Raw genomic sequence first — 22,195 nt, forward strand, 5'->3', positions numbered from 1 at the left:
TTCGACTCGCGCACCGGTCAATCCGGCCACTGCAACATCCCGCCGATCAACGAATTGCGGCCCGCTACAGGTTAGGGCGTTTGCCGCTGACGCAGCAACAATGTGCCCGGTTCCGCAAAATTTCGGCTGGCTTGCGGCGAGAATCTGAAGACATGCGGCCAGCCAGGATCCAGGTGGGCGATCTCTGGTTCGATGCGCTGACCGAGGACGAGGTCGTCGACGTCGTGCGCAAGGCCTGGGCCGCGGACCAAGGCGGCTCGATCGTCCCGGTGAATGTCGACGTGGCCCGGGCGGCCAGCCGAGACGGCGCGCTCGGCGACCTCATCGCGCGGGCGTCCCTGGTCGTCGCCGACGGGATGCCTCTGGTGTGGGCGGCGCGGATACAGGGCGAGAAGCTGCCCGAGCGGGTCGCGGGCTCCTCGCTAATATCCGCGCTCTGCGCGGCGGCGGCCGCCGACGGGAAATCGGTCTACCTGTTCGGCGGCGCCGACGGGGTGCCGCAGAAGGCCGCCGAGGCGCTCGCCGCCCGGTTCGCCGGCTTACGCATCGCGGGCACGCAGTCACCGGAGTTCGGCTTCGACCGGACCGAGGGCGGAGCGCGGGAGGCGATCTCCGCCGTCGCGGCCGCCGCACCCGATCTGGTGTTTGTCGGCTTGGGCTTTCCCAGGCAGGAGCGCCTCATCGAACAACTGCGGCAGGAACTGCCCACTGCGTGGTGCCTGGCCTGCGGCGGCGGCATCCCGATGGCCGCGGGAGTGGTCCGTCGGGCCTCTCCGGTGATGCAGCGCCTGGGCTTCGAGTGGTTGCACCGGTTACTGCAGGAGCCGCGGCGGCTGGCGGGCAGGTATCTGCGCGACGATCTGCCGTTCGCGCTCGCGCTGGTGACTCGGTCTGCGGCCCAACGGTTTAGGCGAGGATGAGCCGTACGGCCGCGGCGAGGTCGTCGACCACGACGTCGGCGTTCGCCACTTCCCCACGGCCGGGGCGCAGCAGGACGGTCGCCGCGCCGGCGGCCCGGCCCGCCAGCACGTCGGCGTCGCTGTCGCCGATCATCACCGACTCGGCCAGGTCGAAATCGTGTTCCCGTGCCGCGCGGAACAGCATGCCGCCCAGCGGTTTTCGGCAATCACAGCTATCCGCCGCGTGCGGGCAATGGTAGGCGGCGTCGAGCCGGGCGCCTTCGGCCGCTAGGAGTTCTTGCAGACGATTCTGGATGGCGTCGAAACATGCCGGGTCAGCGGACGGTTCGGACAGCCAACGCTGGTTGGTCACCAGGACGGTACGTATACCGGCCGCGTTGAGTGCGGCCAGTGCCTTGGCCGCGCCGGGCAGCAGCACCAATTCCGCCGGCGATCGAATGTATTCGCCCTCGGCGGCCTTGACGTTGATCGTCCCGTCCCGGTCCAGGAAGACGGTGCGCACGTGCCGCAGGTCCATCGTCAGGACGGCCTCACGCGGGTCGCGAAAACAGTGCCGCCTCAACCATTTCGCAAATCGTGTGACCCAAGTGCAGGCATGCCTCCTGGATCCGGCCGGTGTCGTCACTCGGTACCCGGATACAGATGTCGGCCAGGCCGGCCACCTTCCCACCCCGCGCCCCGGTGAGGACCACGGTCGTCATCCCGGCCTGGCCGGCCGCCTCGAGCGCGCGCACGACGTTCGGTGAGTTGCCCGACGTGCTGAGCCCGACGACCACATCTCCCGGGCGGCCGGCGGCGAGCACCTGACGGGTGAACACCTCGTCGTAGGAGTAGTCGTTACCGATCGCCGTCATCGCCGCCGTGGCGTCGGGGAGGCTGAGGGCCGCAAGGCCCGGGCGGTCAAAAGCGAAGCGGCCCATGAGTTCTGCGGCAAGATGGCCGGCGTCTTGCGCCGACCCGCCGTTGCCGAAGAAGATCACCTTGCCGCCGGAGCGCAGGGAATCGATCATCGCCCGCGCCACCTCGACGGTCTGCGCCGCGAACTCCCCGTCCAGCATCTGCCGCTTGACCGCGATCGTGTCGGCCAATCTCTCCTGAACTGTCGCCGCGCTGGGCGGGACGACATCCGACATGCTCATGCCAGCCATGTGGTCAATCCCTTGCTCTCGAAGGCGAATTCGGTGATGGTGGCCCCGGCGGACTCGAGCGTTTCGATGAGGCGATGCTTTTTGGCGAAGTCGCAGAACAGCAGGATGTAGCCGCCACCGCCCGCGCCGGTGATCTTGCCGCCCAGTGCACCGTTTTTCAGGGCGAGGTCGTAGAGCTCGTCGATGCGCTCGTTGGTGATGTAGGGCGACATGCGTTTCTTCTGGGTCCAGGCTTCCCCGAGCAGCGCGCCGAAATCGGTGAGCTTGCCCGTCAGCAATGCGGCCTTCATGGTGACGGCGAGTTCTTTCTGGGCGCGTAGTCCCGCGAGCGTGTCGTCGGCACCCGTTGTGGCGCGGCGTGTTTGGTCGTCGATCACTCGCGCGGAGTCGCGCGTGATGCCGGTGAAGCACAGCAGCAGGCTCAGCTCGAGCTCGTAGGCGATCTCGTCGCGGATGCGCAACGGATTGACGATCACCCGATCGGTGAACTCGATGAAGTTGAATCCGCCGAACGTCGCAGCGTACATGTCCTGCATGCCGCCGGTGATGCCCAGGTCTTCGCGTTCGATGGCGCAGGCCAGTTGGGCGGTTTCGTATTCGCCCATCGGAACGCCGTAGTGCTCGGCGAGCATGCCGGTGAGCGCCACCATCATCGTCGACGAGGAGCCCAGCCCCGAGCCGGGCGGAGCGCTTGAGCGCAGCACCATGTCGTAGCCGTCCGTGCCGTCGCGGCCGAACCGCCGCACCGCGGCCTTGATCAGATCGAGGCTGCCGTCGTAGAGGATCTCGCTGTCGAGGCTCATCTCGGTGGTGGTCTTGAAGTCCACCGACTCGACGGTGACGACACGATCGGTGCGCGGGGTCAGGGATCCCTGCGCGTAGCGGTCGATGGTCGCCGATAGGACGCAGCCGCCTTCGGTCGCCGGGAACGGTGGCACATCGGTGCCGCCTCCGGCGAACGAGATCCGCAACGGCGCCCGGGCGCGGATTCGAGGACCTGCCATGGACATCCTCTTTCGACGCGGTTCGCCCAGCGGTTGCTGCGAGTCACTGTCCACGAGGTACGCGTTCATCACAACCACCTCACGAACAGTTCATGCCGGCGTGCCAAAACACCGGTTTGCCACGAAGGAACCGGCACAGAGTATCAACGAACCCGCAGGTGCGTTGCGCTTTTGCCGGACTCGGGCCCTCAGGCGTACTGGTTTGCCGGGGGGTTCACCGGCGTGATCGTGACGGCCCGCAACGTCGGGATCGGCGGCGTGTGCGGCTGCCGAACCGCGGGGGTCACCTCGCCCTCGACCCGCACCCAGGTGTTGTCGGGGAACTTTGTGGCGGCGCCGCCGTCGTGGTCGCGCAGATGGATCCGCGCGAGTTGGGCGTCGGCGGCGCAGCAGATGATGACGATGCGGGCAAGGTCGACGCCGCCCGGTTCGTTGAGGACAAAACCGGTCACCGTGATCAGCCGGTTGGTCAACGAACCCGAGCTGTCGTTGGCCGCGCGCATCACCACGTCGGGCAGCGAGACGTCGGGGGCTCGTCCGGCCGGTAGCGGCGGAAACGCATGGCGCAGAACGTCATTGGATACGTTCGTCACCCGGGTGGCGGCCGGCGGCCGCAACGGCGGTGGCGTGACGAAGATCAGGACGACGATTGGCACGACGAGCAGCCACACTACGCCGGTGCGGTGGGAATGCCCGTCTGCGTCATGTGTGGGGCCGCCACGTCTGATGTCGCCGATGATCGCCACGAGCGCGAACCCAATCGTGAGGACGGCGGTGATGGCCAGCCAGGGCAGCAGCGACGGCTTCACGTAGCGGGTGAACGCGCCGGTGAGTGTGATCATCCCGATGCTCAGGCCCACCAGCAGCAGGATGGTGTTCTCGGTTTCGCGTCTCATGCCGATGCGCCGAGGAGGATTACGCCGATTATGGTGGCCGCCGCGACGGCGACCACCAGCGTGGCGGGGGCGAACCGGGCGGCGAACGCCCGCCCGAACATGCCGGACTGCATCGCGAGCAGCTTGACGTCGACGGCCGGGCCCACCACCAGGAACACCAGCCGCGGGACCAGGGGAACCATGGTCAGGCTCGAGGCCACGAACGCGTCGGCCTCCGAGCACACCGCCAGCGCCACCGCCAACGCGGCCATCACGATGACGCCGAGGATCAAGTGCGCGCCCACGTGCTCGAAGATCCGCGGCGGGACCGCAACGTGTAATGCCGCGGCGGCGGCCGCTCCGATGACCAGGTAGGCCGCCGCCTGCAGAAAGTCATGCCGGGCGACTTCGCTGAATTGGTGCCACCTGGATCCCGAGGTGTGCGTCGAGTTCGGCGGTAGCCGGCGGGTGATCCAGTCGGTGCGGCCCCACCGCGTCCACACCAACCCCATCACGAGGGCGGTCAACAACGACGCGCCCACCCGCGCGATCACCATTTTCGGCTGACCGGGAAACGCGACGGCCGTCGCGCCCACCACGACCGGATTGATGGCCGGGGCGGCGAGCATGAACGTCAGCGCCGCCGCTCCCGCCGCGCCGCCGTCGCCGAACAGGCGTCGGGCCACCGGGACCGACCCGCATTCGCATCCGGGCAGCGCGGCCCCGGCCAAACCGGCGGCGACAACCGCCGAGGCGGGACGGCGGGGCAGCCAGCGCACCAGCCGCTCGGGCGGCACGAACACCGCGATCAATCCGCTGACCAGAACTCCCAAGCCCAGAAAGGGCAGCGCCTGGACGAAGACTCCGCAGAAGACGGTGCCCGCGGTGGCCAACGTGTCGCTGCGCGCGACGTTGGCGCGCAGCCACGTCCCGGCGATAGCGAACGCCACGAGGCCGAGGACCAGAACTTCCATGGACCCGACGCGCAGAACGCGCGCGGCGCTCATCGGGTCCACCCGGGCACGAACATCACGATGTAAGTCATGGAATGAAAATGATTATCACTTGCCACCGGGGCTTCGCCGCACCCGGGCGTAGTACGAGGAGATCGGACGAGCCACGGCGATTCGGACCGTAGCGAATTGATCCCGAAAAATGAGTACTGCCAACGTTATTCGCGTGGTGCAGACGGGCTTGCCCACCTCTGTCGCGGCATTTGGTATATCGGTCGTGGTGGCTGACCATTGGTGGGCCACCTGCCCCCACCCTCGGTCCACGTGCCGCAGGTGAAGCAGGACGTCGTCCACCTATTGCGAAATCGCTTCAACACCGACGACCAATTCAAGGACCTTTGATTTACGCTCGCACTATTTTGCCGAGAAGAGAATTTCAATTTAAGCGGAGATAGACCGCATTCTTCGGACTCTCTCGCATCTCAACTCTGGCAATGCGGACACGGTCCGCGGTCTCGCGCTTGAGAATGACGGACACCGTGTCGGCGACCCACTTGGCTGAGCCCTCCAAACTTGTGTCCGGCATGACCTTGACATTAGCCGCACCATCCTGCTCTAACTCCATCAATTTATTGCAGAGTGGATCATCGCGCGCCACGAGTAGGGTGTGATCGAACTGTTGTTCAAGAACTTGTTGAATCGATTTCATCGCAGAGAAATCGATAACAACTCCCGAAGCATCAAGGGCATTGGCAGTGAACTCAATTTCAACGCTCCTCGCGTATCCATGCAGTACCCGCAGACGATCTGTGCCACGCCAATTCCTGTGAACGCACGAAAGGTCGTCCCACCGCTTCCTCGCCGTATATACACTAGGGTGGTCCCAAGAACCAACCGTTGCGTCGGTCACGAGACGATATTAGCTGCTAAAGAGAGTTACGCAACCACCGCGAATTTGATTATGGCGATCTTGCCAGCAGGCCAGTTTCATGGCTGGTTTCCTGCACACACAGAGGTCGACCGCACTACACCAATCCTGGCCGCCTGAGTGCTACGGCCCTAGGTGTCCCCCGCGTCTACAGGTCCCTTCGCTACCGTCGATTCACTTGACGCCGCGCTCGGCAGGTCGGATGAGAGGACCGACAAAAGACTTTCTGATTAGTGTTGGAAAGGGTAGCGGGTTGGAAGTCGGCCTCGGGCGAGACACTTCAGCAGCGAAGCCCTCGCACCGTGAGCCGAAAGCTTGCCGGCTTCCCCCAGGCAACGACATCACCGCAGACCTAGCCTTTACTCGCCAAGTGGTCAGGGTGCCGCTGGTCACCGGCGTCAAAGCATTCCCGAACCACGCTGGCACCCCAACAACGTGGCTTCGGTACGGTGCGGACAGGGCTCGCGACGGAGGTGAAGCGGTCGCGGACGCGGCGAGGATTGTGAATTTCCTTCAAACTTCATCTCAAGGGCGTGATACTAGGCACGTGCCCCAAAGTAACTGCCGTGCCAGTTGGGTGTCCACAGCTATTCGTTTGCGTATTAGGGAGCTTCTCTGGCGCATTAGGAAGCTGCTCCACATGAGCAACTACTGGGACGAGCCGTTACCCATCGCAATACTCCCTCCTCCCAACGACCCCCTAACGGGGGCACAGATCGATGAACTTTGGATAATGTTCAGCGGAATAGCGAAGCACTGGCGACTTCTCGAGGACCCGAGTGATATTGAACGTCGGCGGAGTTGGGATGTCGAACTGCTGCGCAGTCGTTGGCTCGACATGCTCGAGGCAAGAAGCTCCGGGACGCCTGACTACCGCGGCGAATACCTCAACGCCGAGTGCGTGTTCAAGGCGCTGGCCAAGAAGCTCGGCGGCCAAGATAAAGCGATAGCAAAAATCTACGGGGACACGAAGGTCACGGAGGTGAGTCAGGCCACGACTCGATTGGCTCATGCCAAGTTCTATGTGGCCAACGACTTCATCACTTGTTTTGTCGTCACCGGAGGGTTCCGACGTTTCGTGAAGGATGCCCGAAACTACACGGGCTTCATGGGTGGCTCGCGGTTCCGCGAGTGGCCTCCTGTCAGGACAGGAGCTGGAAATTGAGCCGCGACTACGATTACGTGATCGTAGGCAGCGGCATTGCAGCGACGCTCGTTTGTGATCGCCTGCTGGAGGCCGATCCGCTGGTATCGATTCTCGTCCTCGAAGCCGGCGAGCGCATTCCGTCACGCGACCGCCGAAGCTGGTGGGACCTAGTCCTTGGCCGCAGGACCCCCTACTCCGGAACGTATGACGTCGACACCGACGACGACGGCTCGGACCAAGAGAGTTTCTCTACCGGCAACACACCCTGGATCTTCCGGGAATCGCGAGTTCGCGCATACGGCGGCTCCACCATGCACTGGGGTGGTTGGTCATTACGGTTCAAGGAAGAAGATTTCAGATGTCGCACGAACACAGGACGAGGGGCTGACTGGCCGTTCGACTACGACACACTCGAGCCCTGGTACGGGCTCGCGGAGCAAGTGCTCGCAGTCGGTGGAGACGACAGTGACAAAGAAGGGCCGAGGCGCGGCTGCAACTACCCCCTTCCGCCCTACGTATGGACTGCTCACGAATCGAAGTTAGCCAGCGCTTTCGGGGAAATCGGCCTCACGCCCGCGCACATGCCAATTGCACGCTTCAAGCGCTGCATGACGACGGGTACCTGCAAGTATTGCCCTATAAGTGCGCGGTACTCGGCGCAAGACCACATGGATACCTTGCTGTTCGAGTCCGCGCACCGCAATTTCGTGCTCAAGACTAATTCGCCAGTCAGGCGCATCGTTGCCGAGCGCAATCGCGTACAAGGAGTTGAGTACCTCAACTTGTCGACCGGCGAGCGGAGCACTGCCTACGCAAACAACGTGATCGTTTGCGCCGGCACATATGAATCGACCAAACTACTCCTCGCGTCAGTATCGCCCGAATGGCCGACGGGACTCGGCAATCGCTATGACCAGGTCGGACGTCATATAGTCACACACCTGCTTTTCAGCGTCGAGGGCAAGCGCAAAGATAATTCCGATCGGCTCTTCCAGGAGTACGACTTCCCGACGCTCATGTCGCGCAGTTGGGACACGGAGGGACGGCAGGCGGAGGGCAAGATGTTCGTCTTTAACAACCGTTCCTTACCTAAATTCGAATTCGAGAAACATATGATCAACTGCAGGACACGCGACGACATCGACAAGATTCTCACAGGAGAGAGTCGAGCGGGGCTGAGCGCGTTTATCGAAGAATTCGGCGACCCTCAGAATCGACTGACGCTGGCGCCTGGTATCGGGAAGTTCGGCCTGCCCAAGACACGGATCAATTTCTCACGACGTGAACCACCGGAATTTTTCAACAGGGTTAGGCGCGCGCAAGACGAGCTCTTTCGATGTCTTAAAAAGCTCGACTACCAACGGGAAGAAACCCGCCTGGAATACCCCCGAGGTGATCACGCTTCCGGCACGTGTCGGATGGGGCACAGTCCCGACTCGAGCGTGACCAACGCGGATCTTGCAGTGCACGACATCGACAATCTCTTCGTATGTTCGAACGCCGTGCTGCCGAATGCTGCCGCGGTCAATCCGACGTTGACTCTGGCAGCCCTTGCCCTGAGGCTAGGCTCGCATCTCGGCCAAAGCGGGCTCCAATGAACAACGAAATCGATTTCGACATCGGCGACCTCACTGAACGGCTCAAAGCACATGTGAGTCACCCCGACCGCGACACTACTGGGCTCGAAGGAATCCAGTTTTCTAGAATTGAGCCAACGTTTCCGTTGCAAATCCAGTACGCCCAATTTGGCGGGGCTCCGGGCTCGGTGCCAATACCCGAGGATCCATACCCGCCTTTACTCAAAAAATCGCTGCGCAGTGCTGTGCAGATCGAATTTGTGACGATCCCGCTGTACCTCACGGCGCTATGGTCAATCATCGACCAAGCCCACCCAGTCGCGAAGTCGATGCGGGCGGTGGTCCACGAAGAGATGCTTCATCTGGCTTTGCTTTGCAATCTACTCTCCGCGCTTGGGGAAAGACCGGTACTGACCGGTGCGGTAGTTCCGCAATTTCCCCGACGATTACCGGGCGACGTACATCCCGAGCTCGAATTACAGCTTTTGGGGTATGGACCTGACGCGCTCAAGACGTTCATGGAGATCGAACGTCCGGAGGTGCCCACTCGCATCAAAGATGAGCCCCTGGAAACATTTCCCGTTGAGGGTGACAAAACGATTGGGGCCTTCTATTCAACTCTTATCGCGTCCATCAAAGACAAGCCGCTAAAACTCAATCCGAAATGGCAAATCGCGGGACCATTCGCGTGGCTCGTAATGACGGATCTCAATGACGTCGAAGAAGCACTGACTCTCATCATGGAGCAAGGCGAAGGTGCTACCGGCGGCGTCCCTTATAGGCGAGGCCCGCAGTATCTCTCTCATTACTACCGTTTTAAATCACTCGCGATGCTTACCGAACTCGTCTGGGATGAAGAGAATAAAGAACTATGCAAAGCACGTCCGATTCCGGCGCCGCCGGTTTTTACGCTCGCACCAGCGTCACCAAACGGATATGGACTCGCAGCGCCCCAGGAGGTGCGCAAAGCGAGCGAGAAGTTTGAAGCGACGTATTCGCAGATGTTGCGATTCCTGGAGGGGAGCTGGCTCGAGGGTGGCGACAAGTCTTTCATGAGGGCTCTCGAGCTGATGTTTGACCTGGGCTCACTCGCGCAAACGATAATGCACATCGGCACTCCCGACGGACGAGGCTATTGCCCGAGTTTCCGCTACTGTCCCTGACCAGTGCGGGCCAAGCAAATTGGCATAAGTTGCTGGGGCACTACAGCACCGGAAGAGCGTCTGCGCGGCTCTACTCTGTTCGCTCGTAGATGGAGCGGAGCGGATATAATTTGCCGTCGGCGTGATAGCCGAATGGAGGGTTGACAACAAGCTGGCACGCCTCCGCTCGATAATCCTGGGCCGTCTTAGATCTAAAGTAAAGAGACCGGCTATCTGGATCTCATCCATACGCACAATTCCCAGATGGCCTAGTTGCAAAAGGTGAGTCACTCGTCTTCATCCAGCATCCCAGTGAGCATTCTCCAGCGGCTTCGAACCCCTGACCTACTCGCTGCGAACGAGTCGATCTGGGCGTTTGCACTGTCAAGCTCTGTTGGCTGTCGGAGAAACCGACAGATGACTGGTTGTTTGTGTTGGTTTCCTAAAGTCTCGGGAAGCGCTACTGCGTAGTGGCTGCGTATTGGCTTGTCGGCTGCCGATCCGCAGTGCGCCGAGTTCGTCACCTCGGCCCATATCGGTATGCGCATCGTCCGCCGGGCCCGAGGATGCGGCACAGCACTCAATTACGTGGTTCGGCCGGCAGGCCCACTGAAGCCCGAGACACGCCGCGTCACGACATGCGGCGAGAGACACCCGAACGGTCGGTAACGTCCTACCGTGTAAAGGTTGATATTCGCTCCGATGCCTATGGCGAGCTCATGCAGCGCGAGCGAGGGTACCCTTCCGAGATGTCCCTGCGGTTCCCTGGGTCCGAAAGGAAACCCCGTGCGAATTGAGTCCGTCCGAGAGCTCAAGGCCGAACTTGTTGGGCCTACCCCACGACCGGGCGGTCTGCTTCCTCAGCAAGCGCCGATAGTCAGTGTGGCCGCGGAGCGGACGGCCGACGTAGGACGCGTCCAGCCGGGCATTGCACTCGGTGTCGCGCGAGGCAAGGCAGCAAATGACTATCGCTTAGCAGTACGTATCCAGCATCGAGACTTTCTTTCCGGGAGCCGAGTCAACGCGATCCTAGAAGCGGCAAAAGGAGAGGCCGACGTCCAATATGTTGGTCTGCTGTCCAAGCAGCCAAGTGGAGTCGAAACGCGATACAGACGTCGCGTCCGTCCAATACAGCCAGGCTTTTCAGTAGGTCACTACGCCATCACAGCGGGCACACTCGGCGCGATCGTTCGAATGCGCGCAGATTCTCGACCGAGGATTCTGTCAAACAACCATGTCTTGGCAGACGAGAACCGGGGGGATGTTGGTGATCCAATACTGCAGCCAGGATCTCTCGACGGAGGGACACCTGAGAAGGATCGGGTGGCGGCTCTGGAGGACTTCGTTCACTTGCATCCGAGCCGGGCAAATGTCGCCGATGCCGCCGTCGCGCTGATCGACGACGGCGTCAAGTTCAAGTCGACTTTTCCGACACTCGGAAGTATCAGTGGACTTGCCGACGTTGAGACTGTGGAGGATGTTGTAAAGGTGGGGCGAACGACCGGATTGACGCATGGACGCATCACTGCCATCGAAGTTGACGACGTGGTGGTGAGCTTCTCGACTGGACTGATGCGCTTCGACGGTCAGATCGAGATTTCTGGTACCGACGGTTGCCCGTTCAGCGAGGGTGGAGACTCAGGCTCGCTAGTCATCGACTCAGCCTCTCGTTCAGGTGTTGGACTCCTCTTTGCCGGTAGTGAGTACGGCGGACCAGACGGGGTTGGTGTGACTTACGCGAATCCGCTGGGAGTTGTGTTTGGACAGTTGTCAATCGAGAGCCTGTGGTGATTGCCGTGGCCGCAGAAATTACTCAGGCACGCGCCGTCAAAGACAAACTTGGCGAGCGGCTGGCCTCGGTCAGCGAAGTAAACGGCATCGGGCTGATGCGTCACGACGGAGGCTGGGCAGTGAAAGTGAATCTACTGCTGCCCGTCTCAGGCCTAGCTATCCCTCACCGCATTGATGGCGTAGACGTATTTACCGATGTGGTCGGGCGAATCAAAGCTCATTAGCCGGCTCTAATACACGGCATCTCTCGTTAGTTGACGTACGGTTGGAGGCTGTGAAGGTGGGGCAGGGCGATCTACTCCGTGAGTACGGCGGACTCAGCCCGGCAACTACCCTCGACGCTGATTCACCGCTCATGCCAGCAGGCCGTCGCCGCGCATCAACCGCCCGTTCCACGCACCGCTTGCGTGCCTTGCCGCACGATCAACCTGTCTCTGACCTCATAACCGTCACAGACCCCGTAATCGGCTTCGGTGACCTCTTGTTGCCCGAATCAACGCGCCGCTTATTCGGCGAGGTTCATCTGGAGATGCGGAGGGAGGATTTCCTCGTCCATCACGGCGTTAGCCCACGACGGCGGTTCCTCCTGGTGGGCCCGCCCGGCACCGGTAAGTCAGCAACCGCCGAGGCATTAGCCGATGAACTTGGTCGCCGGTTGGCCACGGTGAACCTAAGCAGCCTTGTCTCATCGCTTTTAGGTGACACAGCTCGTAACCTTGCTGCAATTTTCGCGATCGCGTCGCAGGAGAATTTCGTCGTGCTATTCGATGAGTTCGATGCCATCGGAACAGAACGTTCGGAAGGCACCGATCACGGTGAGCTTCGCCGCGTCGTAACGACGTTCTTGCAGCAGATCGATGCATTCGTCGGCCCCAGTGTGCTTGTCGCTGCAACGAATCATCCCGCACTGCTTGACCTCGCCGCTTGGCGCCGCTTCGACGAAGTGATCCCGTACAACCCTCCGAACGTCCATGACATTCGCGCACTACTTCGCCTCAAATTGCGATCAATACCTCGTGAGCGAGGCTTAGATGTCGAGGCTGTTGCCGCCGCATGCCGCGGGCTCACTCATGCAGATGTGAGCGCAATCGTGACCAACGCTTACCGGCGTCACCTGCTATTCCAACCGGATAGCCCATTGACCACAAACGAATTGTTGGTCGCCGCCAACCTTGCTAATAAGCGAGCCGCCGCCGCCAATGCCAGTACCTGATCACATCCAGATGGCGCGCGTGCCTCGCCCTGCACAAGCGCGCCGCAAAATTAAGCGCTACGTACCACGGAGTCCGCACTATACCGCCGCAGCCCATGCGCACAAATTGGAAGACGATGCGCGGCAATCGATCGACGCCCTGCGGGCTCGCCAGACGGAGCGCCCCGATTTCGACCCCAAATTGATGTTGCGGTTCAAACTGAACCGGAGAATCGCTGATGAGGCGTGGCGTCCGGCTGGACTCACGCTGTTGGACTCAAGCGACCGGCACGCCGCAGTCGCCTTCGCTGCCCGAACAGATCTCCAGCGCTTTCTTGACCGTCTAAACCAGTATGCGGCAGGCCCTCGCGAACGCCCACCAGACAAGCCCGCTGGTCCAGAACAAGACGAAGAGCTGCCGGCTCTGTACGAGGACTTCTTCGACGCAATTGACGAGTTTCGAACACTCGAACCCGCCGATCGAGTCAGCGACCGTCTTACGGAAGTTCTAGACGAAGCGCCTGACGCGATTCATGAATACGACGTAGAACTGTGGTTCCACTCCGATCCCGCGGTCCGCGAAGACTGGCTTGATGAAGCAAGGTCGAGAGTTCGCGCCCTGGGCGGCACGTGGGTCGATGACTACGTCGGAGTCCGCGCTGCGGTGGTACTCGCTCGCGTACGCGGAAACCGAGATGTTGCGTTGGGCGTTGCTGAACTTGACCAGGTAAGCCTTGTAGATGCGATCCCCGCCCCCAGGCTGAGACCCGACGAACTCGCCACCCTTCAAGACGTCGGCTCGTTGCCCGACGACCTTCCCAGCCCGCCCGAAGACGCGCCCGTTGTCGGGATGATCGACACTGGTGTGAGGGCGGGCCACCCCCTGATTCGTCCGGCAATAGTTGACGTGGCTGCGCTGGATCCAGCCTTCGGCAATCAGGGGGAGGACGCCCACGGACACGGAACGGCTGTTGCCGGACTACTGCTTTTCGGCGACGTGCTCACCGCTGTTAGGCATGGCGAGGTTCAAGCCCCGTTCTGGCTCGCTAGTGTCCGTGTACTTGATGACGAAGGCCGTCCGCCGTCTAATCGCAGTTGGATTGCATCGATCGCCGAGGCGATCGTTTACCTAGCTGAAGAGTTGGAATGCCGGGTCATCAACCTGTCCTTCGGAGATAGCGACTCGCCATATAGGGGCGGCAAATCAACGCCTCTCGCAGCGGAACTCGATACCTTGGCCCGGCGCTATCGGTTACTGCTCGTCGTGTCGGCTGGCAATATTGAACCGCACCAACTCATTCCCGCAGCCACAATCCTCGCCACTTGGCCGCTGTACCTGACCGACGCCGGCCACCAGATCATCGATCCAGCACAGAGCGCACTTGCGTTGACGGTGGGCGCAATCGTGGATGTAGACGGTCTGACGCCGATGTCGGAAGGGACGACTCTTGGCCGAGTAGCCGTTGGCCGAGCGCCTGGACCAGCTCCGTACACGCGGAGCGGACCCGGCGTGCGAGATGCGATAAAGCCAGAAGTCGTAGCTCAGGGTGGGAACTGGGTGTTCGACCAAGCGACAGGTGTCCTCATGTCGGATCCTGCCGTTGAAATTGTCTCGACTTCAGCTCGCTTTCCGAGCGCTCTATTCGGGACGTCCGTCGGTACTAGCCTGGCCGCGCCCGCAGTCGCACACCTTGCCGGGCGTTTGCAGGCGACCTATCCCAGCCTGTCCGCGAACGCGATACGAGCGCTTATCGGTCAAAGTGCCGTACACGACGAGGCTTTACTTGGCCATCTCGAGCTGTTCGACGAGCAAGAGAAAGTCGCGAACTCACTGTGTGGATACGGAGAGCCGAGCTGGGAGCGAGCGGGCATATCCACCTCCAATCGTGTTGTCCTGTACGCGGAAGACACTGTCCGCCCAGATTCATTCCATGTGTATCGACTGCCAATGACTCAATGCTTTACTGACATTCCAGGACCGCGGGCGCTCACTGTTGCCTTGGCCTTTGACCCACCTGTGCGGCACCGCCGGTTTGATTACCTGGCGTACGAAATGGACTTTATCGTGGTGCGCGGCGTCCGTGTCGTCGACTTGTTTGAAATCGCCGCGGCCGGCATAGAAGACCCCGAAGGCGGCAAACTCGGCGACTACGAAATCAAACTTCGCCCTACGCGGACCGCACGGAGCAAGGGCACCTTGCAAGTAGGCTCGATTAAGTGGTCAAGCCGGCCTCAAGAGAAGTTCCATGACGACTGGTTCGTAGTCGTACGCAGTTTGAATAAGTGGATCGACCCAGATTCTCCGCCACAGCCCTACGCCATTACTGCGACACTCCCAGTTGAGCGAGGCGAGAACCTATACGCCGAGCTGCAGACTGAGGTTCGCATCGAACTCGAAGCCCGCGCTCGCGTCCAGTTCTAGTGCTTCAGCTTTCGTCGGTCGCTACGCGACCGCGCCACCCGAAGCAACGTGAACTGCGGTTCCGTCATAGTCCGCCCTGGGTAACCCTGCGGGCAGGCGCCGTTGCTGACGGAAACAAACGGACTACCGGTATGCGCGGCGGCGTCTTGCGCAACTCGAAGTGGCCGCGTGCGGGCGTTCGACCCGGCGGTGCAGAAGTGCCAGAAAGCCGACGGCGTGTTCCCGTCGATCACGCCGATTGCTTGCGATATACGGCGGCCAGTCTGGCGATCAGCACCGTCGCCAACGTGAAGGCCGTCCAGCGATGCTCGGACACGCCAAGGCGTCAATGCCGCTCAGGTTTACGTGGACCTCTTCGACGAGCACTTAGACGAGGTTGCCGACCGCTCGATGCTGCGATCAAATCCGCTGCGTGCCCGGGAGTCTCGCGAGTTGTCACGCATCCAGGAGATGGCAGGTGTTAGCACACCGGCGATGGATGCCCGACACCTATTGACGCTCGACATGGATATCATCCGCCTTGGCGACTATCTCGGCAGCGCGGTTTACTGTGGTGATAACTTTGATCCGTTTCCGCTCGTTCCCGAGATCTTTCGCGGACTTCGTCAGCTCTGCTTGTTCGTCTTGATCAGCTTTGAGTGCGTTTAACGTCTGCCGGAGCACTTCCACCCTGATGTCGGCCTCCGCGCGTTGCACCCGTAAATCCTGAACCCGCCCGTAGAGGTTCGCGATCGCGAAGGCGGCCGATGTGGTTGCAGCGGTGATACTGCTGAAAACGATGTAGAAGGGCGAGTTGTAGCTGAGGCGCTCGACACGAAACCCGTCGGTCATGCCAGCACCCGCGTCCAGTGCGGAAGCGATCGAGCTGATGCCAGAACCTCCACGAAGGACCCGCGTGGACGCGCCGACGGTCAGTAGCGCTGATGACCGTCCAGGCGCTGGCCACTCGGTCTTCAAGAATGTCGGGGATTTCTGCGTCCCACTGCGTACCGGAGCGAACCGCCAAGGTAGTCGGCGAACACAACGACCACGCTCACATGGCCACATCACGTTGTGGAGCTAAGGGGATTCGAACCCCTGACCTACTCGATGCGAACGAGTCGCGCTACCAACTGCGCCATAGCCCCTGATCGCTAGCAGGCTACCAGTTCCGGGGCAGCGCCAGCACCGCCAGGGACTACTCGCCGACGGCTCGCGGCAAGTCCCTGGGCCACCCGTAGTTCCGCATGGGCATCGCGTAGTCGAGGTGCTCGAAGATCGGGTCCTCGTCGTCGATCTCCAAGACCACCGCACCCGGGCGCCGCAACCGCGAGGGCACCACGTCGTACTCACGCTCGTATGCGTTCTCCACGCCCAGCCGCGCGCGGGCCATCCGCTGCATCCGGCGCCGACGCACCTTCTCCTCGATGCGGGTTTGCCGGCGCAGATAGCCGAGGTAAAGCACCGTCACCCCGGTGGCGCTGCCGCACACCCACCACGCGGTCGGCGACACCTTGAACGCGGCCGTCGCCGAGCCGACCAACACGACCGCCATCACCATCAGCACGCGCTTGCGGAAAGCGTATTTGCGGGCGCTGACCGCTGCGGCGGTCTTGGAGTCGTATCGACGCTGCCGGCGTAAGCCCGGGGATGCGACGGCCGCCCGCGCTTCCGCGTCGTCTTCGGGATCCTCTTCCGGCTCCAATCCAGAAGAGTCGTCGACGTATTCGTAGCGGTCGTCCTGCTCGTCGTCGTCGGCCTCTTCATCCTCGGCGTCGGCCTCGTCGACGGCATCGGCCTCGTCGGCAGCGCTGGCGCCGGCCGGAAGGGCACCCGAATCTTCGATGACGTCGACATCCAGGTAGTCGGGCTCGGCCTCCTCGGCGACCTCGACCTTCAGGACGACCGGGCGTGCATCCGGGAACTCTTCAGTCTCCGCGTCCTCGTCGTCGGCGAAGTCGTCGTCAGCGACGTTTTCCTCCGGCTTCCAATCGGGGTCGCTGCGATGACCCGAAGCCGGACCCGTGCGTTTGAGCAGACGGGATCCGGCACCGTTGAGCACCCGCGTCGCCAACGCGACGTCGCTGGTGCGGCGCACAGCGTCGCGTTTGCTGATGAGCATCGGCACCAAAACGAACAGCCACAGCACCACGAGCGAGATCCACAGCAACGATTGCGGGATGCTTGGCATGATGACCTGCTCCTTCTGGCCTGGATCCCCCGCGAGGCTCATCGGCGGCCTGCGCGGCCGGGTCCCAGCGACCAGCACAATTACACACCTGTAATTTGCCCCCTACAAGCACCAAACGTCACTCGTGTCGCGCTAGCCACAACCCCAAAGCAGCCGCGAACGCCGGATTACGCCCAACTCGCGTGCCCCGAGCGGACCAGGGTGGAGGCCACCGACCCGTACACCTCTTCGATGGTGATCGCCATCAACAAGTGGTCGCGCCACGCGCGGTCCACCTCCAGATAGCGGCGCAGCAAACCCTCTTCCCGGAACCCGACCTTGGCCAGCACGGCCCGGCTCGCGGCGTTCTCCGGACGCACGGTGGCCTCCACCCGATGCAACATGACCGGCCCGAAGCAGTGGTCGAGACCCAGCGCCAACGCCGCGGTGGCCACCCCGCCTCCGGTCGCCGATCGCGGCACCCAGTAGCCGATCCACGCCGAGCGCAGCGCGCCGTGCGTGACGTTGCCGATGGTCAGCTGTCCGCAGAACCGCCCGTCGAGCTCGATCACGTACGGCAGCATGCGCCCCTTGCGGGCCTCCGAGCGCAGGCCGGAACACAGCGCGGGCCACGCCGATACCGCGTGCCGGGTCGCCCAATCGCCGTCCGCGCTGGGCTCCCACGGCTCCAGGTGCGCGCGGTCGGCCAACCGGATGCGGCTCCACTGCACGCCGTCGCGCATCCGCACCGCACGCAAGCGGACCACGCCCGCGGCTACCCGCAGCGGCCCAACGTCCAAGGGCCAACCGGGATGCCGGGCATTGGTGCGCAACAGGTTCACGGGCGGGCGCAGACGTTGCACTCAGCCACGCTGAGCCAGGAAGGCGACGTCGACGATCTCACCGGTACGAATCTGCTCGGCGCCACTGGGAACCACAACCAGGCAATTGGCTTCGGCGAGCGTCGCCAACAAATGCGACGTTCCCGGGGCCCCGCCCAGCGCCTGCACGAGGTACTCACCGGTGTCCTGATCCCGCATCAGCTGACCGCGAAGGTAGCCCTTGCGCCCGGCCACCGACGTGATCGGCGACAGCGTGCGCGCCTGCACGATCCGGCGCATCGGCTGCCGCTTGCCCAGCGACAGCCGGATCAACGGGCGGACCATCACCTCGAAGACCACCAGCGCGCTGACCGGATTGGCCGGCAGCAGAAACGTCGGCACACCCTCGCGCCCCAGCTGCCCGAAGCCCTGGACGGATCCGGGATGCATGCCGACGCGGACCACCTCCATCTCGCCGAGCTCGGCCAGCACCGAGCGCACCGCCTCGGCGGCCGCGCCGCCGACCCCGCCGGCGATCACGACGACCTCGGCGCGATTGATCTGACCCTCGACGACCTCCCCCAGCTCTTTGGGGTCGTTGCTGACGATCCCGACGCGGTTGACCTCCGCCCCGGCATCGCGGCCCGCGGCCGCCAGCGCGTAGGAGTTGACGTCGTAGACCTGCCCGTTGCCCGGGGTCCGCGTGATGTCGACCAGCTCGCCGCCCACGGCCATCACCGACAACCGCGGGCGCGGGTGCACCAGCACCCGGTCCCGGCCGACCGCCGCCAGCAGCCCCACCTGGGCCGCGCCGATGATCGTTCCGGCGCGCACGGCAACGTCGCCGGGCTGCACGTCGTCCCCGGCGCGGCGCACATAGGCGCCCGACGGTGCGCCCCGCAGAATCCGCACCCGCGAGGTTCCGCCGTCGGTCCACCGCAGCGGCAGGACCGCGTCGGCCAGCGTGGGCAGCGGGGCGCCGGTGTGCACCCGGACGGCCTGGCGCGGCTGCAGCCGGCTGGGGGTACGGGCGCCGGCTTCGATGGTTCCCATCACCGGCAGGACCAGTCCGTCGCGGGCATCCTCGTCGGCGAGCGGCTCGCCGGCATCGTCGACACCCTCGGTTCCCAGCTCGCCCACGCCCAGCACGTCGACGCTGCGCACCGCGTAGCCGTCGATGGCGGCCTGGTCGAACCCGGGCAGCGGCCGTTCGGTGACGACCTCTTCGGCGCACATCAATCCCTGCGCCTCGGCGATGGCGACCCGTATCGGACGCGGGGCCACCGCGGCGGCCGTTATCCGGGCCAGCTGCTCCTCCACAGAACGCACAAGCGCGCCTCTCTGCCCTCAAGCCTGACGGGACCGTGCGTCGCCGGGCCCGCTACTGCTCGGTCAGGCCCAATCGCGCCACCAACCACCGCCGCAATTCCGGGCCGTAGTCGTCACGATCCAATGCAAAGTCAACCGCAGCCTTGAGGTAGCCGCCGGGATTTCCCAAGTCGTGTCGAGATCCGCGATGCACGACGACATGGACCGGATGGCCCTCTTTGATCAACAGCGCGATCGCGTCGGTCAGCTGGACTTCACCGCCGGCCCCGCGGTCGATCCGGCGCAGCGCATCGAAGACGGCGCGGTCGAGCACGTAACGGCCGGCCGCGGCATACATAGACGGCGCGTCCTCGGGCTTGGGCTTCTCGACCATCCCGTTGACCTTCAACACGTCCGGGTTGTCGCCGGGGCCCGGCTCGACGTCGAAAACCCCGTAGGCACTGATCTCTTCGGGCGTCACCTCGATGGCGCACAACACCGTGCCGCCGTAGTCGGCGCGCACCTTCGACATTGTCTCCAGCACGCCGGTCGGCAGCACCAGGTCGTCGGGCAGCAACACCATGACGGCGTCCTCGTCGGCCGCCAGCGTGGGCTCCACGCAGCTGATGGCGTGTCCCAAACCGAGCGGCTCGGCCTGCACGACGGACTCGACCTTGATCAGCTGCGGCGCCCGACGCACCTTGTCCAGCATGGCTTTCTTGCCGCGCGCCTCGAGCGTGCCCTCGAGCACCAGGTCCTCGACGAAATGCGCAACGACGCCGTCCTTGCCCTCGGAGGTGATGATCACCAGGCGCTCGGCGCCGGCGCCGGCAGCCTCGGCCGCGACCAGCTCGATGCCGGGCGTGTCGACGACGGGCAGCAGCTCCTTGGGCACCGTTTTCGTCGCCGGCAGGAAGCGCGTGCCCAGGCCGGCCGCGGGGACGATCGCCGTGAACGGCACCGGGACTTCTGGGCGTGACATCGTTCAAACGATAGCCCCCACGGAGTCTGCGGCCTTGTTGTGGCGGCGCGACAGGCCGGGCTGTCATCGTTGAGCCATGGCGACCCCGGGCAAGGCCGCGTTGCGGCAACGGCTGCTGGCGGCCAGGGAGCGGGTTGCCGAGGACGTTCGGGCCGCCGAGGCCCGGCTGCTCACCGAGCGGCTGGAGCCCGTGGTCAGCAATTGCAGCACCGTCTGCGCGTACGCACCCGTCGGCACCGAACCCGGCTCGATCGACATGCTGGACATGCTGGTGCGCCGGGGAGCGCGGGTGCTGCTGCCGATCGCGCGCACCACCGCCGACGGCACCCCGATGCGGCTGCGGTGGGGCGAATACCGGCCGGGCGCACTGGTTTCCGGCCGCTGGGGCCTACTCGAGCCGCCCGAGCCCTGGCTGCCGGAGTCGGCCCTGGCCGAGGCCACCCTGGTGATCGTCCCGGCGCTGGCGGTCGACCGTCGCGGCGCGCGGCTGGGCCGCGGCCGCGGCTTCTACGACCGCTCGCTGGACGGCCGGAACCCGCAAGCACAGCTGATCGCGATGGTGCGCGACACCGAGTTCCTCGACGAGTTGCCCGCCGAGCCGCACGACGTGCCGATGACCCATGCACTCACGCCGGGGGGTGGTCTCGTCGCGCTGCCTCCCACCAGGGAATGAGACACTTCACAGGGTGGTTCTAGCACTTGAGCATGTAGAGTGCTAACCAGGCTTACATTCACGGAGGTTACAAGTGCCGACCTACAGCTATGAATGCACCGAGTGCGGCAACCGCTTCGACATCGTGCAGGCCTTCACCGACGACGCGCTGACGACATGCGAGAAGTGCTCCGGACGGCTGCGCAAGCTGTTCAACTCCGTCGGCATCGTGTTCAAGGGCAGCGGCTTCTATCGCACCGACAGCCGTGAGGCCGGCCAGAAGGCGAAGACGTCGACCAATGGCTCGTCCACCAGCGACTCCGGGTCGAGTACGGCCTCGGGCGACAAGAACGGGTCGAGTTCGGCGTCGAGCGAGAAGAACGGCTCGAGCGAGAAGTCCAGCACGAGCTCCACGCCGTCCACCGCGGCCGCCTCGACCTAACGGTTATCCACAGCCGGGTTTCGCCGACGCCATCGTCCGCGCGGCGCTGCGCCTAGCGTTGCCGCGTGGGCCACTCATCACTGAATCCGACGCTATGGCACCGGTTGTCGGCGTCGTTGCGACCGGACTGGACGCGGACGGTGCTCGCGCGCCGCGTCGCCGCGGGCGGACTCGTGGTGCTGGCCGGCGGCGCGGCGCTGCGTTCGAATCCTGACGGTGACCGCGTCGACGTCGTCGTGGCCTCCCGGGACCTCACGCCCGGCGCAGCGTTGACCCCCGATGACCTCCGGATCGAAAAACGTTTGGCCGCAACGGTTCCCGACGGATCTCAAGCAAACCTCGCCGCCGTGGTCGGCGCCATGCTGGCCAGTCCGACGCGGCGGGGCGAGGTACTCACTGACGTTCGGGTGCTGGGCAGCCGGCTAGCCGAATCGACGGCCGGTCCCGGCGCCCGCATCGTGCCGCTGCACCTGGCCGACAGCGCCCTGATCGACCTGCTGCGGGTCGGCGACGTCGTCGACGTGCTGACCGCCCCGGCCACCGACACACCGGCGGGGACTCCGGCAGTCACCAAAGTGGTAGCAACCGACGCCGTGGTCGTGCTCGTTTCTGCGAAGCAGAAGGTCCAGGCTGCGGACAGCGACCGCGTCGTGTTGGTTGCGTTGCCGGCTCGCGTAGCGAACACGGTGGCAGGCTCGGCGCTGGGTCAAGCGGTAACCCTCACCCTGCACTGAGCGGTGTC

General features: G+C 63.6%; 22 protein-coding genes and 1 tRNA gene. 11 read left to right on the forward strand and 12 right to left on the reverse strand.

What is annotated here, in order from left to right:
* Positions 1-152: 152 nt before the first annotated feature.
* Positions 153-920 (forward strand): WecB/TagA/CpsF family glycosyltransferase, encoded by a 768-nt coding sequence (locus A5736_RS10710; protein WP_076246095.1) that lies wholly within the window; start codon positions 153-155, stop codon positions 918-920.
* On the opposite strand, the gene A5736_RS10715 is transcribed toward A5736_RS10710, so the two are convergent.
* The 6 genes from A5736_RS10715 to A5736_RS10740 all read right to left on the reverse strand — a co-directional run bounded on the left by A5736_RS10715 (position 907) and on the right by A5736_RS10740 (position 5,810).
* Complete coding sequence (locus A5736_RS10715; protein ID WP_254848341.1) at positions 907-1,437, reverse strand: HAD-IIIA family hydrolase; 531 nt, start codon at positions 1,435-1,437, stop codon at positions 907-909. The genes A5736_RS10710 and A5736_RS10715 overlap by 14 nt on opposite strands.
* Before the next feature lie 13 nt (positions 1,438-1,450).
* Positions 1,451-2,068 (reverse strand): SIS domain-containing protein, encoded by a 618-nt coding sequence (locus tag A5736_RS10720; protein ID WP_139333244.1) that lies wholly within the window; start codon positions 2,066-2,068, stop codon positions 1,451-1,453.
* On the reverse strand, positions 2,056-3,072 hold the full coding sequence (locus tag A5736_RS10725) for a GHMP kinase (protein WP_076246146.1): 1,017 nt from the start codon (positions 3,070-3,072) through the stop codon (positions 2,056-2,058). The genes A5736_RS10720 and A5736_RS10725 overlap by 13 nt, the downstream gene beginning before the upstream one ends.
* A 188-nt stretch (positions 3,073-3,260) precedes the next feature.
* Positions 3,261-3,968 (reverse strand): TIGR03943 family protein, encoded by a 708-nt coding sequence (locus A5736_RS10730; RefSeq protein WP_076246101.1) that lies wholly within the window; start codon positions 3,966-3,968, stop codon positions 3,261-3,263.
* Positions 3,965-4,954, reverse strand: a complete 990-nt coding sequence (locus tag A5736_RS10735; protein WP_076246103.1) for a permease — start codon at positions 4,952-4,954, stop codon at positions 3,965-3,967. Before A5736_RS10735 ends, A5736_RS10730 begins: the two co-directional genes overlap by 4 nt.
* A 382-nt stretch (positions 4,955-5,336) precedes the next feature.
* Entirely contained in the window at positions 5,337-5,810 is a 474-nt protein-coding gene (locus tag A5736_RS10740) for a 6-carboxytetrahydropterin synthase (protein WP_083667314.1), read from the reverse strand.
* A gap of 658 nt (positions 5,811-6,468) precedes the next feature.
* Between A5736_RS10740 and A5736_RS25940 the strand changes: the two genes are divergently transcribed.
* From A5736_RS25940 to A5736_RS10775, 7 genes are all read left to right on the forward strand, one after another.
* Entirely contained in the window at positions 6,469-6,993 is a 525-nt protein-coding gene (locus A5736_RS25940) for a hypothetical protein (protein ID WP_139333245.1), read from the forward strand.
* Positions 6,990-8,573, forward strand: a complete 1,584-nt coding sequence (locus tag A5736_RS10750) for a GMC oxidoreductase (protein ID WP_139333246.1) — start codon at positions 6,990-6,992, stop codon at positions 8,571-8,573. The genes A5736_RS25940 and A5736_RS10750 overlap by 4 nt, the downstream gene beginning before the upstream one ends.
* Positions 8,570-9,715, forward strand: a complete 1,146-nt coding sequence (locus A5736_RS10755) for a ferritin-like domain-containing protein (RefSeq protein WP_076246107.1) — start codon at positions 8,570-8,572, stop codon at positions 9,713-9,715. Before A5736_RS10750 ends, A5736_RS10755 begins: the two co-directional genes overlap by 4 nt.
* Before the next feature lie 1,302 nt (positions 9,716-11,017).
* On the forward strand, positions 11,018-11,485 hold the full coding sequence (locus A5736_RS10760) for a hypothetical protein (protein WP_076246109.1): 468 nt from the start codon (positions 11,018-11,020) through the stop codon (positions 11,483-11,485).
* Positions 11,479-11,709: a hypothetical protein gene (locus A5736_RS25945; protein ID WP_139333247.1), complete on the forward strand. Its 231-nt coding sequence runs from the start codon at positions 11,479-11,481 to the stop codon at positions 11,707-11,709. The genes A5736_RS10760 and A5736_RS25945 overlap by 7 nt, the downstream gene beginning before the upstream one ends.
* A gap of 50 nt (positions 11,710-11,759) precedes the next feature.
* The gene (locus A5736_RS10765; RefSeq protein ID WP_083667318.1) at positions 11,760-12,698 is read left to right on the forward strand and encodes an AAA family ATPase; all 939 of its coding nucleotides are present in this window, start codon (positions 11,760-11,762) and stop codon (positions 12,696-12,698) included.
* Positions 12,685-15,099, forward strand: a complete 2,415-nt coding sequence (locus A5736_RS10775) for a S8 family peptidase (protein ID WP_083667320.1) — start codon at positions 12,685-12,687, stop codon at positions 15,097-15,099. The genes A5736_RS10765 and A5736_RS10775 overlap by 14 nt, the downstream gene beginning before the upstream one ends.
* Positions 15,100-15,588: 489 nt before the next feature.
* On the opposite strand, the gene A5736_RS26310 is transcribed toward A5736_RS10775, so the two are convergent.
* The 6 genes from A5736_RS26310 to A5736_RS10805 form a co-directional block, all read right to left on the reverse strand.
* A complete protein-coding gene (locus A5736_RS26310) occupies positions 15,589-15,930 on the reverse strand; it encodes a hypothetical protein (RefSeq protein WP_076246116.1) in 342 nt (113 codons plus the stop codon).
* Positions 15,931-16,153: 223 nt separating this feature from the next.
* Positions 16,154-16,226: transfer RNA gene (locus tag A5736_RS10785), tRNA-Ala, on the reverse strand.
* A gap of 50 nt (positions 16,227-16,276) precedes the next feature.
* On the reverse strand, positions 16,277-17,269 hold the full coding sequence (gene glpR, locus A5736_RS10790) for a gephyrin-like molybdotransferase receptor GlpR (RefSeq protein WP_139333248.1): 993 nt from the start codon (positions 17,267-17,269) through the stop codon (positions 16,277-16,279).
* A 167-nt stretch (positions 17,270-17,436) separates the two neighbouring features.
* Complete coding sequence (locus A5736_RS10795) at positions 17,437-18,090, reverse strand: GNAT family N-acetyltransferase (protein WP_076246148.1); 654 nt, start codon at positions 18,088-18,090, stop codon at positions 17,437-17,439.
* A 21-nt stretch (positions 18,091-18,111) separates the two neighbouring features.
* Positions 18,112-19,398, reverse strand: coding sequence for a gephyrin-like molybdotransferase Glp (glp, locus tag A5736_RS10800; RefSeq protein ID WP_076246119.1), 1,287 nt, complete (start codon positions 19,396-19,398; stop codon positions 18,112-18,114).
* 52 nt (positions 19,399-19,450) lie between these two features.
* Entirely contained in the window at positions 19,451-20,359 is a 909-nt protein-coding gene (locus A5736_RS10805; protein WP_076246120.1) for a UTP--glucose-1-phosphate uridylyltransferase, read from the reverse strand.
* Positions 20,360-20,435: 76 nt separating this feature from the next.
* On the opposite strand from A5736_RS10805, the gene A5736_RS10810 reads away from it, so the two are divergent.
* The 3 genes from A5736_RS10810 (at position 20,436) to A5736_RS10820 (ending at position 22,187) form a co-directional block, all read left to right on the forward strand.
* Entirely contained in the window at positions 20,436-21,032 is a 597-nt protein-coding gene (locus tag A5736_RS10810; RefSeq protein ID WP_076246122.1) for a 5-formyltetrahydrofolate cyclo-ligase, read from the forward strand.
* Positions 21,033-21,105: 73 nt separating this feature from the next.
* Positions 21,106-21,453 carry an FmdB family zinc ribbon protein gene (locus A5736_RS10815; RefSeq protein WP_076128835.1) on the forward strand — a complete coding sequence of 116 codons (348 nt, stop codon included), beginning with the start codon at positions 21,106-21,108 and terminating at the stop codon, positions 21,451-21,453.
* 65 nt (positions 21,454-21,518) lie between these two features.
* Complete coding sequence (locus A5736_RS10820) at positions 21,519-22,187, forward strand: SAF domain-containing protein (RefSeq protein ID WP_076246124.1); 669 nt, start codon at positions 21,519-21,521, stop codon at positions 22,185-22,187.
* Positions 22,188-22,195 lie beyond the last annotated feature (8 nt).

It is taken from the genome of Mycobacterium sp. SP-6446 (genome assembly GCF_001954045.1).
Classification (GTDB): Bacteria; Actinomycetota; Actinomycetes; order Mycobacteriales; family Mycobacteriaceae; genus Mycobacterium.